The organism is Prosthecobacter sp. (assembly GCF_014879935.1).
In the GTDB taxonomy this organism is placed as follows: Bacteria; Verrucomicrobiota; Verrucomicrobiia; order Verrucomicrobiales; family Verrucomicrobiaceae; genus Prosthecobacter.
Genome location: NZ_JACSRD010000163.1, coordinates 16,483 through 34,327, shown reverse-complemented (window position 1 = coordinate 34,327; position 17,845 = coordinate 16,483). Strand labels below are relative to the sequence as shown.

At 61.4% G+C, this 17,845-nt stretch carries 9 protein-coding genes; 3 read left to right on the top strand and 6 right to left on the bottom strand.

From position 1 onward, the window contains the following. Complete coding sequence (locus IAE77_RS15860; RefSeq protein ID WP_294228218.1) at positions 1-2,172, top strand: DUF1549 domain-containing protein; 2,172 nt, start codon at positions 1-3, stop codon at positions 2,170-2,172. Here the strand turns inward: IAE77_RS15860 and IAE77_RS15855 are convergent. Continuing rightward, the gene (locus IAE77_RS15855; protein WP_294228216.1) at positions 2,156-3,208 is read right to left on the bottom strand and encodes a LacI family DNA-binding transcriptional regulator; all 1,053 of its coding nucleotides are present in this window, start codon (positions 3,206-3,208) and stop codon (positions 2,156-2,158) included. The two genes, IAE77_RS15860 and IAE77_RS15855, sit on opposite strands and share 17 nt — an antisense overlap. Positions 3,209-3,324: 116 nt before the next feature. Between IAE77_RS15855 and IAE77_RS15850 the strand changes: the two genes are divergently transcribed. After that, on the top strand, positions 3,325-4,455 hold the full coding sequence (locus IAE77_RS15850; protein ID WP_294228214.1) for an ATP-binding protein: 1,131 nt from the start codon (positions 3,325-3,327) through the stop codon (positions 4,453-4,455). A 263-nt stretch (positions 4,456-4,718) separates the two neighbouring features. Next, positions 4,719-5,873, top strand: coding sequence for a sialidase family protein (locus tag IAE77_RS15845; RefSeq protein ID WP_294228212.1), 1,155 nt, complete (start codon positions 4,719-4,721; stop codon positions 5,871-5,873). 40 nt (positions 5,874-5,913) lie between these two features. Here the strand turns inward: IAE77_RS15845 and IAE77_RS15840 are convergent, their stop codons facing one another. From IAE77_RS15840 to IAE77_RS15820, 5 genes are all read right to left on the bottom strand, one after another. Further along, a complete protein-coding gene (locus IAE77_RS15840; RefSeq protein WP_294228206.1) occupies positions 5,914-6,270 on the bottom strand; it encodes a hypothetical protein in 357 nt (118 codons plus the stop codon). Between the two features lie 106 nt (positions 6,271-6,376). Then, positions 6,377-6,784, bottom strand: a complete 408-nt coding sequence (locus IAE77_RS15835; RefSeq protein ID WP_294228204.1) for a hypothetical protein — start codon at positions 6,782-6,784, stop codon at positions 6,377-6,379. A gap of 60 nt (positions 6,785-6,844) precedes the next feature. Next, entirely contained in the window at positions 6,845-7,417 is a 573-nt protein-coding gene (locus tag IAE77_RS15830; protein ID WP_294228202.1) for a hypothetical protein, read from the bottom strand. Between the two features lie 36 nt (positions 7,418-7,453). Further along, positions 7,454-15,331, bottom strand: coding sequence for a hypothetical protein (locus tag IAE77_RS15825; protein WP_294228200.1), 7,878 nt, complete (start codon positions 15,329-15,331; stop codon positions 7,454-7,456). Between the two features lie 314 nt (positions 15,332-15,645). Continuing rightward, a complete protein-coding gene (locus IAE77_RS15820) occupies positions 15,646-17,811 on the bottom strand; it encodes a tail fiber domain-containing protein (RefSeq protein WP_294228198.1) in 2,166 nt (721 codons plus the stop codon). Positions 17,812-17,845 lie beyond the last annotated feature (34 nt).

Sequence of the window (17,845 nt, the reverse complement as noted above, 5' to 3'; positions counted from 1 at the left end):
ATGAAAGCACTCACGCGCACGCTTTTCATCACGCTCAGCCTTGTCGTCTGCACGCAGGCCGGGGAGGCGGCGAAACAGATCGACGAGATCCTTGCCAAGGACTGGAAGCAGAACGGTTTGAAGCCGAATCCGCCTGCCAGCGACGAAACCTTCGTCCGCCGGCTCCATCTGGACATCATCGGCCGTATTCCGACGATGCAGGAGGCGCAGACATTCCTGCGGAGCACGGACAAGGACAAGCGTGCGAAGCTGATCGACGCTTTGCTGGCCAGCGACGGCTACAGCCAGCACATGTTCCAGTTCTGGGCTGATCTCCTGCGCATTCAGTCAAACGCCAATGGCGGCCAGGGGCACATGACGTCGAAGCCCTACCTGGAGCACGTGAAGAAGCGCATCCGCGAAAACATGCCGTATGACGCCTTCGTGCGCGAACTGCTCACCGCGCAGGGAAAGGTGTGGGACAATCCGGCCATCGGCTACTACATGCGCGATCTCGGCATGCCGCTCGACAATCTGGCGAACACGACACGCGTGTTCCTCGGCACGCGCATCGAGTGCGCGCAGTGCCACAACCATCCGTTCGACAAATGGACGCAGATGCAGTTTTACCAGATGGCCGCGTTCACCTACCCGCTGGAGACGAACTTCACCGGCGTCTCCGACAAAGGCGAACTGATGGAACTGAAACGCGCAGCGGACAAAAAGCCCGGACTGGCCACCAACGCACGCCACATTGGTCGTGTGTTTGAAAACCTGGGCGACTTCGTCCGCTACAGCAAGGTGCAGGCTCTTCCCACACGAGTGCTGCGACTGCCGCACGACTACCAATACACCGACGCCAAACCGAAGGACGCGGTCAAACCGGCCACGCTGCTGGGCAAGCATGAAACCGGTGACCTGCAAACCTTCGCAAACTGGATGACCTCGCCGGACAATCCGCGCTTCACCAAAGTCATCGCGAACCGGCTGTGGAAGCGTGTGTTTGGCGTCGGTTTGATCGAGCCAGTCGATGAACTGTTCGACAACACCGTGGCGATGAATCCGGCGCTCATGCAGCGCCTCGAAAAGCTCATGATCGAGAGCCGCTACGATTTGAAAGCCTACCTGCGCGCGCTCTACAACACGCAGGCTTATCAAAACGACGTGACACAGACTGAACTGGTCGTCGGCGAGGTTTATCACTTCACCGGCCCGATCTTGCGGCGCATGTCGGCAGAGCAGATTTACGACAGCTTTGTCACGCTCATCCATGCCACTCCCGATCTCCCGCGGCGGAGAGGGATCGACTCCGAAATGGCGCAAAAACTCGTCTATCGCGGCAAACTCAGCGACGCGCTCGACTTGATGACGCCGCAGGAGATCTTCAACGGGGCGATGAAGGCTTCCGAGGTCTATGAATCCGTCTCCCAACGCGCCAAACCGCTGCGTGACGCCTACACCGCCGCGCAGAAGTCCAAGGACAAGCCGCTCATCGAAAAGCTGAACCTCGAGATCCGCAGTGTCGAATTCGTCGCCCGCACCGGCATTCACGATCAAGTCGTCGTGCCTGCCGTGGCCCGCCTTTACACCAAGAAAACCGGCAAACCCGCGCCTCCGCCCATTCCCGTCCGCAAACCCACGATGGAAGAACTCAAGAAGTCCGGCCAGAACCGCGACTACATCGATGTGCCCGGCTACGACATCGACCAGGCCATTCCACGGGAAGAAAAAGCCGCCGCAGACGCCCGCGACGAGGTTTTCCGGGATGAAGCAAAGCGTCTCGGCATCACTGATATTGATTCCTACCTCAAATCCCGCCGCGAGCAGGCCCGTGACTGGCCGCGTGCCGCTGATCTCGACTCACCGGCGCCACGTGGCCACTACCTGCGTGAATTCGGCCAGAGCGACCGTGATCTCATCGACAACTCGAACTCCGATGCCTCCATGCCGCAGGCGCTCGTTCTCATGAACAGCGATCTGTTCGAGAGCATCCTCAAACCCAATACCCAGCTCCGCCTCAATCTCGCTGCGGCGAAGTATCCCGACGATCAAATCGCCTCCGTCTATCTGACGCTGCTTTCACGCCTGCCGACGCAGGCTGAAAAAGCCGCGTGGTCGAAATCTGGTCTCACCACCATTGATGATCTCGTCTTCGCTCTGCTTAACACGCAGCAGTTCATTTTTGTCCGCTGAGCAGCCTGATGCTTGGCCCCTCGATCCATTTCGGTGGAATCATGATCTGGCGCGGCACATCAGGCACGCCGTGCTCGTGCTGCGAGAGTTGCGTGACGACCAAATCTACTGCGGCAGCGGCCAGGTGGTCGCGTTGTTGGTAGATGCCTGCGTAGCTGCTCATCTTCGGAGTCCAGTCATGCACGACGAAGCCGATGTCCTGCGGCACACGCAGGCCGAGTCGCTTCAGCCAGCCGGGGACGTGCGTGTCGAAGGTGATGAGCGCGTCCGGCTGGTGCTCGCGCATCCATTTCGAGAAGGCGTCGAAGCCCTGGCTGATGTCGTTGCTCGGAAAGAGCAGCAGCGGCACGCGATCCGCCTCCGGCAGGCCATGTTGCCAGTGAAACAGGCCGCCGCTGTAGCCAAACTGCGAGCGATTGACGATCCACTTCGTCACCGCCACGCCGATGCGCTTGTAGCCGCGCGCCGCGAGTTGCTCCGCGGCCATGTGAATGCCCAGCGTCATGTTTCCGGCGCACATGTGCAGCGCAGGCGAACTCATGGCGTTTCCAAACGTCACCGCGGCAAAGGGCGAGTAATCCAGCCTGCTGCATGGCAACTGCATGCTCTGCGGCGACACGATCACGCCCTCGATGCCGCGTGCGTGCAGGATCTTTTGCAGCTTCTTCGGCGTGAGGCCGTCCTTGCCCAAATAAAACTCCTCCACCGCATAACCATGCCCGTGCGCACGGCGTCGGATGTCCTCGATGGGCACATATTGATACGAGGGGCCGAGCAAACCATCCTGCGGCACGTGCTCGCGGATCACGGCGATCACCGCTCGCAGCCGCTTCTCCTTTTTCCCGCGCACCACCTGCATCATGCGCATCAAATGCGGGTCCGGCTGGTAATCGAGCCTCTTCGCTTCCTTCAAAACGAGTTCCCGCTTCTCCGCCGCCACTTTCGGCGCCCCACGCAGCACCCGCGACACCGTCATGATCGATACGCCCGTCGCGCGGGCGATGTCTTTGAGCGTAGGCTGTCCGGTGGTGGGCATGGTGGTAGGATACAGTCATTCGGGGGAGCGTCAGGAGGCTGCTTTCGCTCACGAGGCTGATTTGAGTCTGAAGGCATAACTTGCTTATAGTTTTACTATTTGTATAGTATGAAAGCATGATCAGTCGCCCCTTTTGGCTCCAAAGACTCCACTCTTCCTGGGAAGAAGCGCCCATCGCGTGGCTGTGCGGGGTGCGACGAGTGGGCAAGACGACGTTGGCCGACAGCCTCGGTGCGGACCAGGTTCTCTACCTGAACTGCGACCTGCCCTCGACCGAGGAGGTCATCGCCGACCCGGAGATGTTTTACCGGGGCTGCACCAAACCTGTGGTGGTTTTTGACGAGATCCATCAGCTCCGCGATCCCGCGCGGGTGCTCAAAATCGGTGCTGACGCCTTCCCGAAGCTCAAGATCCTGGCCACGGGCTCGTCCACGCTCGCCGCGAGCAAAAAATTCCGCGACACTCTCACGGGCCGGAAGCGGCTGGTGCATCTCACACCGGTGCTCTGGGATGAGTTGGAGGCTTTCGGTGTCACGCTGCAAAAACGGCTGTTTCACGGTGGTCTCCCGCCTGCCTTGCTCGCTGAATCCAAGAAGTCCTCGTTTTACCGTGAGTGGCTGGATTCGTTCTTCGCGCGGGACATCCAGCGTTTGTTCGGTTTCCGCGACATCAATCGCTTCAACGCGCTCTTTGAATACCTGCTGAAGCAAAGCGGCGGCCAGTTTGAAGTCACCAAAACAGCCACCGCGCTCGGCATCACGCGCCCCACCGTGGAGAGTCACGTCAGCGCACTGGAGATCACTCAGGCAGTGACGCTGGTGCGCCCCTTTCATGGCGGCGGGCTGAACGAACTGGTGAAGCAGCCGAAGATTTACGGCTTCGACACCGGCTTCGTGAGTTTCGCCCGTGGCTGGGACCCGCTGCGGCAGGACGACTTTGGCCCGCTCTGGGAGCATGTCGTGCTGGAGCATTTGCAGGCGCATTTCCCTGACACTCCGCCACTATACTGGCGCGACAAGCAAGGCCGCGAGATTGATTTCGTCATGCCCCGTCAGCGCGATGCAGTGGACGTGATCGAGTGCAAGTGGAGCAGTGGTGCCTTTGACGGCGCTGCTTTGAATGTCTTTCGCAGCTATTACCCCAAAGGCCGGAACTTCCTGCTCACGCCCTCCGCGGCTCCTTCGCATGTGAAACGCTTCGGTTCACACGAAGTCACGGTGTGCAACCCATCGGGCTTGAGGGCTTAAAGTGGCTTAAAGTGGTCCGCACAACCGTAGCGAAGCGGAGGTAGCCAGCCGAAGGCTGCCCGCAGCGAGGCAATCCTCTGTGCGGTTCGAGTGTCCACTGAGCCAGCAAGCGCCGCACAGGGGACTGTGCGGACCACACTGCGTCATCACTCCGTGAACTTCTTGGATCTGCCCAACGGGAAGCACCGAGCATGATGTTAGCATAACACGGGACGCCGCCATTCAAGGCGCGAAATGCCTGCGCTGGCCTCGTTCTCTCCATCATGCTCCTCCGACTCCTTGCGATCTCTGCGTTCCTTGGCGGCTATTCCCTCGCGGCACCGCCACCGCCCTCACTGCCAGGCAAAACCTCCGCCTGCGCCACTCGCATCACGCCGCCGAATCCGCCGAACAACGGCCTGCTCTTCGTCGATCACTCGAAGGCCAATCGCAGCGGGCATCTCGGCCACGCCTTGGTGCAGTATGCGCCGGGGAAGCTGCTCGCGTTTTACCCAAACTGCTCCAGCGACAACGGCGGCCACTCAGCGGTCGGCTGGATGGAGTTCAAGCGATCCGAGGACGGCGGCAAGACCTGGGGGCCGCGCCAAGAGCTGACCTTCACCAAAGCGCTGTTCAACAAACACAACGGCCGCACCGCGATGGCCGAAAAAGCCGTCGTGACCGACAAAGGCGAGATCGTGCTCTTTTACCTCATCTGCGATGTGTCGAAGAACGCCCTCTGGCAGCCCTACTGGGAGCCGTTGGTCTCGAAAAGCACTGACGCAGGCCAGACGTGGAGCGAACCCAAACCCGTGTGCTCGTCTCGCGGTCGCATTTACGATGCCGAGTATCACGACGGCGAAATCCGCGTGCTACACTTTGCCAACGACGCCGAGAAAGACTGGCGCGGCAACGCGAAGGAGCACGTCTATGAGCTGCACGTCAGCACCGATGGCGGCGAGACTTTCACGAAGCGCAGCGAGCTGCCCTTCATCACCAACCGCCGCGGCTACGGAGCCTTGGGACGCCTCAACGACGGCGGATTGATCGCCCACATCTACAACAGCGCGAACGAGAGCATGCTCGACTACGCCATCAGCACCGACGGCGGCAAAACCTGGCCCAAGGTCGGCACCTCGACCGTCAGCCGGAAGATCCGCAATCCGCAGCTCACCGCCTTCGGTGGCAAATACTACCTCCACGGCCGCAGCGGCGCGTATGGCGAAGGCAGCGGCCACATGATCCTCTACATGTCCGAGGATGGCGTCACCTGGGACGACGGCGTGTATCTCCGCATGCGCACCGCCGGTGCCGGAGCCTACTCGAACAGCCTCGTCGTCGATTCCCCCGACGGCAGCGGCAAACAACGCCTCCTCATCCAGGCCTCTCACGCCTACGACGACAGCAAGACCAACGTGCTCCACTGGTGGCTGGAGTGACGCTCCCGCGAGATCAAACCGGTTTCAGTTCTGTCCCTGGCTAAGGCTGGCTGACCTCCACCCGATAAAATTTCCTCGCCCCCGTGGTATCCGTATCGGTGATCGTGCGGGTGCTGCCGTTGTCGGTGATGGTGAAACTGGTGAGGGGAGTCCACACGGCGCCGGGGCCAGGCGTGGCGCTCGATTTCACCGTGTAGGTGCGATCCGTGAGGCGCGGACTGATGACGATGTTCATCTGGTTGGGCTGGCCGGGGAGTTTGGCGTTGCTCAAAAGAAAGCGGGAGACGCTGCTGGTGGGATCGATGCCTGCCGTGAACTCGAAGAGGTTGGTTTGTCCGTCGAAATCCGGATCGAGCAGCGGTGAGGCGTTTGAATTGCCCAGTCCGAAGTATTGCACCTGCCGGGCGTTTGCACACCCCAGCTTACCGCGGTGGCGAGGAGTGCGGTCGTGGTGAGATCATCGTTGAGCAGGCTGGCGCTGAGCTGACGGGTGCTGCCTTCGTTCACCGTGGTGGGATCTGCGGCAAGTTGCAGTGCGGTGGCTTCGGTGAGCTGCCCTGCGTAGCCATGCCTCGCTGTCTGAGATGGTGCGGCAGCGGTGGAAATGCCGGTGACTGGCGAGAAGCTGCCGCCATTCGCGTCGTCGCCGTCGCGGCGGTCATGTTCGTCAGGGTGGTGTCGCCGAGCGCGAGGGCGTAGAGACCCTTCGCCACGGTGAGCGTCACCGCCGCCGTCGGCTGCGAGCCAGCAGTGCTGGTGCCGTCGTTGCTCCAGTAAGTGGTGCTGCCGTTGGTGTTGACGAGAGCAAACTTAAAGCGCCCCGTGCCTTCAAAGTTGGTGCCGTTGACCGCGATGCGCCCCTGGTGATTGAGAAGCTGTGGAACGGCACCAGAGGCAATGACGAATGCCAAATGCAAAAATGCTGAAATGGAGCAGTGCTCAGCGCATGGGAGTCGTGTGTCATGAGGAACTCATGGCTTGGGAGGTGGCGATGTGGGAAGACGGCCTGCAGCAGCCGTTTGCGGGATGGCCTTGCCTGGCTGTGGGGCACCGGCGCTGAAGCCGCCTCCACTGTCGGTGGCGTAGAGCGTGTTCGTCGTGTCATCAAAGAGGAGACACATTTTCCCCATCGGCGAATGCATCTGGTTTGTTATCGTGCGCGTGATGAACCAATCAGGAGCGTGTTCGACCGGCTTGGATGGAACTCCGACCACGAGATTAAAGGCGTTGTCGTCGCGCAGGTGCTTCACCAAAGCAGGCGAGGGCTGGACTGCGATGAACCACTGCCAGTGTTGAACCCCCTTGCTGTCCGCCCACTCACGGCGTTCCGCGTGAAGAATGTGGTCTTCAGCAACAGGACGTTTCCAAAAAGCGCGCTGGAACACTTCCGTGGGATCGGTCTTCGTCGCAGTGGGAGGGGCTGCTGGCAGAGTGCCTGCCTGACGAGCGACAGGCAGCCACTCGTTCCTGTCTGGAGCAGCCATGCGATACCCGATGGCTGCCACCGCCAGGACGGCGAGAGTGATGAAAGCAGTGCGATTCATGCTGGCGATGATCCGACAGGCAGGATGCCTGTCTCACTAGTTGCCCGAGTTGCTGTAGGTGCGCAGAAAGAGCTGGATGTCCTTCACGCTGCGGACAAAGCGGTTCAGGCCCTCTTCCTCGTCGTTGAGCAGGGTGTAGGCAGGGATGACGATCTTCCAACCGCTGTTCCACACGCTGCGGCCGACGAGACGGCTGCTGGTGAACTCCTGGGGGATGAGACTGTAGAAAAAGGCGGGATCGTTCACCGGACGGAAGGCCTGGTGCTGGCGGACAATCCAGGGTTTCTCGGTGAGGGTGCCGCTGGCGTTGAAGAACTGAGCACCGTTGAAGGCGGTTGCTCCAAGGTTGTAAGGCAGCGGCAGGGCCTGATCCACCACCTCCCAACTGCGGATGGAACCGGTGGTGCCAGGGGCAGGCGCACGCATCGAGTCGGTGCCAGTGGGGATGAGATAGACGTAAGGTGTGGCGCTGAGGGTGTTCGAGCCGCTGGTGGTGGGGCCGCCAGCGTTCGGAGTACCGAAGGCGTAGGGGTCCATGCCGACGTAGCCTTTGAGCACCATTCCCGCAGAGTAGATCTTGGTGGCAAAGTTGGATTCGGAGTAGGCGTGATCACCGCCGGCGGTGGGCAGGCCGAACCAATTGAGCCCGTCGCGCACGGTGGTGCTGAAGGGGATGATGATGCCGGGCACGCGGCCGCCATTGGAGTTGCTGAGGCTGTTGCAGTAGATCGCGGCGTCGGGATCGGTCATGAGATCGCTGACGATATGCTGCTCCAGAGTCTGCTGCCATTGATCGTCATCGGCGGTGGTAGTGGGATCTTCGGTGAGGCGGAAAAGCTCGTGACGCAGGGAGAAGAGCGTGCCGTTTTGGTCCGGGTTGTTGATGCCGAGACGGCCCTTCGCGACGGCGAAGTCGGCGGTCATTTGCGCCATGGTGCCGGCGAGCCCTGCATCACCGAGTGTGCTGACGGTGGCCTGCGGGGTGCCGTTGGTGAGATCGCCGAGAGCGCGTGAGGCGACGATGCGGTTGATCACCGCCCGACCTGCGGGTGAGCCGAGCAGGCCGGTCTCGTAGTCGTAGCTTTTGGCGGCAAGGTAGGTGTAGCGCGCACCGAGATCGTAGAGCGTACGGTATTGCTCCAGCGCCTCATTACGAAAGGCGCGGAAGGCCACATCCCGCGTGCGGTAGCCCTGAATGATAGCGGCGGCGCGCAGACGGAAGATCTCACGCTCGGCCAGGATGCGGTCACCACGGGCGAGGACGTTGCGGATCTCCTCGTTGGCGCGCTGATACTGCCCAGCGCGGGCGGCCACATTGAAGGTCTGATCCACGACTTCATTGAAGAGCAGATAGAACTCATAGATGAACTGGCGCTGCTCAAGATCGAAGCCCAGGGCATCGAGATCTTTTTCGAGCAGAAGGTTTGCTTCCAATATTTTCGTTTCCTCCCGAGCCGCCTCCGTGGCCTGGGCCACTCCGATAAACCGGGCCACCTGGGCAATGGCAACTCCTGCAAGAATGGTGAGAGAACGGGGACCAGAGGAAGCATCGTTTGAGAATCCAAGCACTTTGGGAAACGCCTCAGAAATACCCGTCGCGATCTCATTTGCGGCCGCTGCGATCGCATCTGCCTCCCTGGCGCTGGACTCAAGAGTCTTCTGGAGTTTGTCCGCCGCGATGATGGTCGCTTGAGAGCTTTTTCGTTTGCTGAGAATGTCACTCTGAATCCGCACCATCTCAGCAAAAAGATCCCGACTCGCGTGGAAGCGCTTCATGTAGCGCCCGACACTATCCAGGCTGCCTTGGAGTTCGATCTGTGCCTCCTGGGCTAAGAGCAGCGCGGTTTGCAGTTCACCGGTGACGCGTCTTTCACCTGCGGTGCCACCGAGATAGATATTCGCCTTCTGAGCCAGTCGGTTTGGTTCCACCGAGACCTCTCTGGTGACGTAAAGCGCGGGATCATTCAGTTGATTGTAGATCGTGTTAAAGCTGGCCGTCTCGTCCAAGTCCGAGCCGGAGACTTTCAGTGACGGGTCAAAGTTCATCGGTTGTTTGACTGAAATCGTCCTGGCAGGACCGTAGGAATCCTCCAGATCGCTGGCCTCATCCACGAGGAACCAGTGGATCAGATCGGGGCCGTCATAACCCTGCGCATAGGTTTTGCCGGGACCGACATCGGCGGTGTAGGGCGTGCCGAAGAGATCGATGAGCTTGTAGTCAAAGGCGCGCTCCTGCTCCTCGATGGTGGTGTTGTAGTCGTCAATCTGGTTGTCCTGATTGCGCAGCAGGCGGGTCATGCGCCCGGCCTGGTCAAAGGCACCCTTGGCGTTCAGGACGGCGCTGAGGGCGCGGCCATAGACCTGCTCGAAGTGGGTGTTCCCGGCCTTGAGCTGTGAGGGTGAGATGTCGAAGGTGATGGCATCGGGGCTGAGACCGAGCGGGTTGAGATGCGCGTTGGCGTGGTCCAGCGTTTCCTGCATGGAGGCACCGGCAGCGGCGAGTTCCACCAGTTCCGGCACGGTGCTGCGGTCCACGATCTGGATGCCGCTGTGCTGGGGATTGTTATCCTCATCCGGCAGCACGGCGTTTCCGGACAGCCAGTGCAGATACGCGCCGCCCGTGCCGCGTGCGGCCCACTCATCCACGCCCCACTGGCGCCTTTCATTGGTGCGACTGTTGAGTTTGTCATCACGGAAATGGGCCCAGCCCGTGGCTTTGTCATCCTGATAGGCCTGCCGCCAGGTCAGGGCGAGGATCTGCTCCGCCGATCGTGCCACGTTGGCGGCGGCGGCGGCGAACTTGCGCTCGTCGTAGTAGTCCACGCTGACATTCTGGCCGAGCACCAGCACCACTTCGGCACGCGGCGTCCAGGTGAAGTCTTCGTGCGTGAGCAGGCGGTAGTAGCCTTTCAGCGCGGTCAGATAGTGACCGTAGGCATCGCCATGCGCCTGGGGGAACATGCGCTGCGCGTCGGCGGCGTTGATGATGCCGTTCTGTGTGCTGCTGCCCGCCTTTTCCTTGATGTTGTAGTTCACGGCATAGAGCACCTCGCCGCTGTTGATGCCTCCGGTGTAGTTCCAGTAGAGGCGGTTGTAGGCAGGCGCGGTGGCCACGCTGGTGGCCAGGAAATCGTCACGTCCGCGCAGCAGGGCCAGCTCCTCTTCCAGTGCGCTGGCCACCTGGCCTTCAAAGGAGAAACGGCTGGTGTTCACCTCGGTGATGGTGGTCTGGTCGTCGAGCGAGATGGTCGGATTCGCCGCATCCGCATAAGCTTCATTGCCCAGCAGGATGTAGAGGTCGTTCAAATAACCGGCGGCCAGCAGCAGCGCGTCATTCACACCGGGCACGTCGTAGCCGTTGTCGATGCTGAAGAGCTTGGCGCGGTTGAGCACGGTCTCGTAGATCTCGATGAGTCCGGCACTGTTGATGTTTTCCAGATTGAGCGCGATGTCACCTTCCCAGCGGGTGCCGGCCTGCGTGAGCACGCTGACATCGGTGTTCACCGCGTTGTTATAAAGATCGGTCATGCGCTGGTTGAAGGGGTTGATGGCCGCCAGCACGCGCTTCACCCAGCCGGGCACCGTTTGGGCATCCATCCAGTCCGACCACGGTACGGCACTTTGATCTGCTCCCGGCGCCAGGATATGCCCAATCCCGATCTTGGGCCGGTAGCGCACAGTGAAGGCATTGTCCTGCATGAGCAGCACGGGATCACCGAGCGGCGCGGTGGGAGAGCCGCCGAGCGTGATCAGATTCAAAAAGGTGCCGTTGGGTTGCAACCAAGGAGAGCCCGCATACTCAGCGGGGTCCACGCGGTCGTTGCGGGTCACGGTTTCGAGGCGGAAATTCACCTGCGAGGAAACCAGCGGGTCGGCATCGCTGAAAAGCGCCACTTCAATGGTGTTCACGCCCTTGGTGAAGGAGTTCGGGCTCAGGGAGAACTGCTGGGGCAGACCGGTGCTGGAAAGCCCGGTGACAGCGTTGCTGCTGGTAAAGGACTCCGGTGCGCGGAAGGCCAGCACGGGGATGCCGTTCACATGGAGCACGAAGCCGTCGAGATCGTTGGGGAGGTCCGCGCTGAAGATGACCTGGGCGGGCAGTGCGGCGGTGAAGTCCACATCCGTGGTGCTCTTCATCACCACGCCGGGCAGCTCTCCGCTGGCGTAACTTTCGTTGTAGATCGTCAAAGTGCGCGGCACGGGCACGGTAGCCGCAGTGGTATATTCGGCGGCGCTGGGCAGGGCGGCAGCGGGATTCTGCACCAGCTTCCAGGTGGTGGCGTTGCTCAGGACGGCTGTCGGGGCATTGTAGGCGTAGGTGGCAGGCGGCAGGCCGTCCACCAGCGGAGAGTAGCGCCACTCGAACTCATAGTCCTGTGGCCTGGCGGCAAAGTCGCCGCTGTGTCGCAGCGAGACCTGCTCATCCAGCGGGTTGCTGGAAAAGAGCACCTTCATGTCCCCCACATAGAGCTGCGGGGCCACCTTGATCACGGCGAGGCTGATGGGATCGCCTTCTGGAGTGAATGCCTCGCCATCCGCAAACAGCAGGGTCACATAGCCGGTTCCCTGGCCCGTGGCGGTGAGGGCGTAGCTGTCCACGGCAGTGTCGGAGTCACTGATCTTGACGAGGCTAGTGCCGTTGACGTCGGTGCTGCTGCCGATTTTGAAGGTGCCCTTCTTGGCCGGATTCTCGATGAAGGTATCGACCTTGGCTTTCAGGGCATCAATCGCATTGCTCCATTTGTTTCCGGGATCATCAGAAGCCAGTTCCTTTAGCTTCGCCACATCTGTGGCGGAGAGCACATTGAGGTTCAGATAGTCCTCACCCGCCGGTTCATCGATGAACTGACCTTCCAGGACCAGTTCCAGATCACCGCCGAGCACCGGGGTCATGTAAAAGCGCTGCTGCAAATGCGGAGGCAGGCGCTGGAAATAGGTGCGCCCGTTGTAGATCGTGGTGGCGATGCTGGCAGGGAGATCGGTCAGCCCCTGAGAGGATAGCAGAACCTTCTTTGCCACCGTGGGATCATGCAGTGTCACGCTGTTCTTGGCGATGCCGTTGAGGGCGATGGACTGCTGGTAGAGCACCTCCGCGCTGGTTTGTCCACGCACCTGCGGCAGGCCAAACTTCGGCAGCGCCAGCGTCTCCGCCACGCGCAGTTCCGGTGCGGCGGTCGGCCACGTCGGGCGGTAGGTCACCGTCAGCGGTGTGCCGGTGACGGCATCTCCCTGCGGCACGCCGCCGGAGAGCGGGCGCAGGTAGGGCAGCACGGAGCCCACGGCGGGCTGCGTGCCCACGCCAGGGATGAAGAAGCCCTCCTGCATCATGTAGTAGAACTGCATGCCCAGAGTCGGCGTTCCGGCATTGTGCGGCCCGCGATAGACCCAGATGAAGTCCCTCCTGTCCTTGTAGGTGAAGGCGTCGTAGGCATCTGGCGCGGTGGCGTGCGGCGCTGGATCTGGCGTCACCACGACCTCGCGGTTCGGCATATTGCCGTTAGCATCCACAGGCAGCGGCAGCAGTGGCAACGGCATGGGCGCGGGTATGCGCGCACCGGCGGTCACAGGATAGTTGAAGAGCACGTCATTGGCCGTGCCGGGAAGATCGAGTTCACGCAGCACCTGGAAGACGCGCATGGCGGGGCGGTTGTCTGCTGGATTGGTGTAGCTGATCAGGGCAAAGGGCTGCGAGGTGAAGCCACCGCCGCTGGTGACATTCAAATCATCCCGCAGCGCGTAGGCTCGTCCAGCGAGCATGAGCGCATGCTCCTCGTTCGGGTTGTAGCCGGGCAGCGCGGCATTGTTTTGGTAGTAGAGTTCACCTGCCGCCTGTGCGGGGCTGAGATCCCCTGTGCCCGCGTTTGAAGCCATGATGATCTGATCTGCGCCCGAAGGATACGACACGGTGTACACGCCCGATGTCGAGGGCACATAAAACGGCTCGAAGCCATTGCCCGGAGGTGTCACTTTGGTGAACCACCACACCGTGAGTTGATCGTCACCGGGCATGGCATTTACGGGAATGATGGCCCCTGCCGCGGCGGCAGGCACACCTGCTAAAAAGGGATTCACATACGCACCTGGATGATAGCCTTTGCCAGCGGCGATGAAGCCCGCGATTTCGTGATTCGAGTCCGGCCGTTCAATGCGCTGGCCCACGATGGCGGTGGTCACCACCAGATCGCGTGTGCCATTGGCATCCAGATCCGCCAGCGTGTACACTGCTGGTGTGCCTGTGAGCGGTCCGGCTCCGTCTGGATCAAGAATCTCCGGCGTGCCTAGCACGCTCTGCGACTGGATGAAAAGCCGCACATACCACACCGAGCTGCCGGTGCTGAACTTCAGCAGGCTGCGGTTGGTCTTGTCCGTGGAGGCGCTGAAGTCCACCACCAGCCGCTGCGTGGCCTGGTCGATCTCCGCCTCGGTCTGCGCACCATCATCCTGATGCACGATCGTGGGCAGGCTGCCGCCGCTGAACTGGAGGCCGGTGGCCGCCGTGCTGCCGTTGTCCTCCACACTGACGCCTGCATATTCGGATATCGGGCCGGGCCAGACCTGGTGGTATTTGTTGAGATACTTCGGCCAGGCGATGCCCAGATTGGGCGTGCCTGGAGCGTCCAGGAAATGGATGGCCGCATCGTTTTCCTCCAGCCAGTAAAAGCTGACCCGGTCCGGGTTGTCGTTCTCCCACTCGGCGTGGTAGATGAGCTGGCCATCGGCGCGGGCGCTGGTGCCATAGTAGGTCACGCCGTTCTGCCCCAGGTTCATCACGGCGGTGGGCCGCAGGGCGTCAGCATTATCGGGGACTTGGCCGTTGAAATCACGCGGCAGCAGCTGCTCGCCCAGATTCACCGTCGTCACGATGCTCGGTGCCGCCTGCACCACCTCCACGATGTCCGCACCGAGGAACTCATGCACCGCGCCGCCGCCGCTTTGCAGGGTGCCAAGATATTCCACCAGGATGCGCCCTTCTTTGTTATAGGCACGGAGCTGGCCCAGGCCCGCCGTATTTTGAAACCAGAGCGTGCGCAGCTCCGGTGGCGGTGTCGCATTCGGATTGCCGGGGATCACACCCACTCCGGCATATTCCTCGTCCACGTTCTGCGGGAAAAAGGTGTTGAAGACCGGATTCACCGTCACGATGCGGCCGGTGGGGATGGTGACCGCCGGCCCGTTGAAGGTGCGCTCCGTCCAGTAAATCGTGCGCACAGGTCGCGAGGTGCCGGAGGAGACGCTGAAGCTCTCCTCTTTGAAGCGAAACTCCTTCGGATTGTCGCCCGCCCCCGTCGTGCCGCCTGGTCCCACGGGTGCCTGCGTCACCCACATCACCGTCACCCGTCCGGGCTCGTGGGCAAAGACCTTCCCCGCATGAGGGCTGTAGTAAAAGCTGTGGGCGGGCGCAGGATCGGGCGCGTTGGGGTTCGGCAGCGGTGTTTCCTGCCCGCCGCCGGGATGAGTGATGATCTCGCCATAGGCCACCGGTTTCGCCCGCCAATACCCAGGAGCGACGGCGCCGATGCCGGTCGATGCCACCAGAGGCCGCTCGATCTCATCCCCCAGGAAGTAACGTGGCACGCCGGAGGCAAAGACACCGCCGACGCTGGAGCGGATCAGCACGATGCCCCCCACCACGGTGACGCCGGTGGTCTGCTTGCCCGCCGGATAGCGGTTGTAGTGTTCTGCGGCGATGCTGCCCGCATCGAGTGGATTGCCGGGTGTGGTGTCGATGGCTCCGGCGGAGCCTGTGGTCGCGGCTTGGCCGGAATACTGGGGGGTGAAGACGGCTGGCGAGCCGCCCGTGTTCACCGGCACGGCCCGCAGGCTGTTGAAGCTGCCGCCCTTGAGTTCAAACTGCGCCGCCGCCGTGGTGGCGAGAAGCAGAGAGCCGAGGGCGGGAAGGAGGAAGCGTTTCATGGGCGGAAAAGGGCAATGACGGAGTCAGAATGACGAAGCGGAGGAGTGCGAAGCACCGTGGAATGCGGCAGCCTGCTGCCGCTTTTTGGAGGCAGCCCTGCCGTCGGAGTTCTTGTGAGTAAGATCGAAGCCGAGGCGCTACCGCGAGGGCGGAGCCGCTGGGTGTTGAACACCCCCTCCCGGCCATCGACGCCAGCAGGGCTGGCTCGGAAAAGCGGCAGCAGGGCTGCCGCAGTCCAAGGGCTGCGCCATGCCGAGTCGGCGCGTTGAGGTGTTGGAACTCCCAGTTTCATGACAGAGGCCAAAAACAAGACTCACTCCGCCCCACCCACGCTCTTCCTCAGGGACACCGGCAAAGCCGCCGGCTTGTCACCGCTGAGCATCGACTCGATGGCGGCCAGCTTGGCATCGCGGGCTTTGTCCCTGGCTTCCAGAGCGGCGAGGCGCTGGGTCATCGCGGTGAGGGCGGTGTCTTTCTCGGCATTGGCTTTCTCCAGCGCCTCCACCTTCCGCGCCAGCTCCTGCGTGGCGGAGACGTTGAGCATGGAGATGGCGTCGTAGTCCACGGTGCGGAAGTCCTTCACCTCGCGGCCATAGACGAAGACTTTGTCGCCCTCGGGTTTAAAGGCGGTGCGGAACTTGCCGGGCCTCACCTCCAGCACTTCAAAGACATCGGTGGTCTTGTCGTCGGTGAGGCGAACGCGCTCGCCTTTCTTGAGGTCGGTCTTCAAAGTCACCCAGCCGTCCTTGAAGTCTCCGGTCTGGAAGATGTCAGGCAACACATCGGTCTGCTTGCTGACAGCCTGGGGAAACACTTTCTCCACCTGCTGAGCGATGACCTTTTTCTGTGCTGCGCCGCCCTTGGTGATCTTGTCTTTGTAAAAGTAGTCCGTGATCTCGATTCCGCGCAGCATGTCGAGGTCTTTTTGGCTGTTGGAAATGCCAGTGATGGTCTTGATGCGCCCATCCGAAGACACGACAACCCAGCCGCCCGACCAGATCGTGGTAGATGTGTAGATGGAATTGTTTTGTGCAGTCACAACAGTGTTGGGAGTCTGGCCTGAGTTCAAAATGAAATTGGAAGCGGTCGAATTTGGCTGGTGACTCACAAAACCATTCACCACCAGCTTCGCCTGCGTGGGGCTGGTGGTGCCGACGCCGACATTGCCGCCTTGATCCTGAATGATGACTTTCCCTGTGCTGGTGTTGGCCGAACGAAAATAAACGTCGCCCAAGGTGCCATAGTGGATGAAGCAGACACCTGTGCCGATGTTTGGAGAGGCGAAAGAGGCATTGTTTTCACCGACCTGATTCGTTATGCAATTCACTGAAAGTTTCGACGCCGGGCTGGTGGTGCCGATGCCGACGTTGTTGCCATGCATGACGATGCCGACACTTTCGACAGGCTGCCCAGCGACACCAATCGCACTGATAAACAGTTTCTTGGCACCAGATACCCCCATCGCCGCATCTCCGGGCCCAGTGCCCCAAACGAAATCACTGCTATTTTTGGCGATCCCAGTATAGAACCTCTGCGTTCCCGCAAAGTCCACCATCTCAGACACAAACCAGTTGTCTGACGTCGGCTGGAGTCTCAACAACGTGCTGGCAGCGGGTCCACGCACCTCGAGCTTCGCAGCGGGAGCAGTGGAGAAGCCAATGCCGACATTCCCCGTGCTGCGGTAGGCATTCCCGGAGGCGTTGTCCCAAACGCCGACATCCGCTCCCAGCTTGGCCTTGGTGACCGAGGCATCCGCCAGATCGGCGGTGGTGATGGTGCCATTGGTGATCTCCGCCGACTCGATCGAGGAGCCCAGCAGGGAAACATTGCCCGACAGCCGCGCATCCGCCAGCGTTCCAGTCGAAATGTTCGAGGCATTGAGGGCTGTCAGACCCGAGCCTGTGCCGGCGAAGGTGCCCGCGTTAAAAACGCCTCCAGTAAAGGTGCTGTCCGTGGCCGTGACCGCGCCTGTGATGGTGCCGCCCGTGATGGTGCCGCTGGTAAGAGCCTCCGCCTGCCTAGCACGGATGGTGAAGGCGGTGGAGACCATCTGCTGGCGCGGGGTGATCTCAACGTCCGCCGCCGCCGTTCCATCATCCACGGTGACACCGAGGTAGCGCCCGCTGGCTGCAAAGGCAGTGGCGACCGTCACGGTGGGCGGCCCCTTGCCCGTCTCGCTGTAACCCAGCGGCGTGCCCGTGACCACGGCCCCCTGGCCGATGAGCACGCTGAACTCTCCCTTGCTGATGGTGACGACCTGACGCTCAGAATAGACCAAGTTTCCCACGTCAGAGGCGGTGGAGCTGTCCCAGATGCGGAAGAAGACCTCCCGGTTCACCGGCGCGGCATTGCCGACCAGGACTCCGGCTGTGTCAGTGACAATGCCCTGGTAACTGATGAGGCCGGGCACCTGGCTTTGAGCGCGGGCCAGGCAGGGGAGAAGCAGCAGGGCTGCCAGGAGGAGGCGTGTTGTTTTCATGTTTTGGAGAGTTCTGTGTTGAGTGATCTGTCCG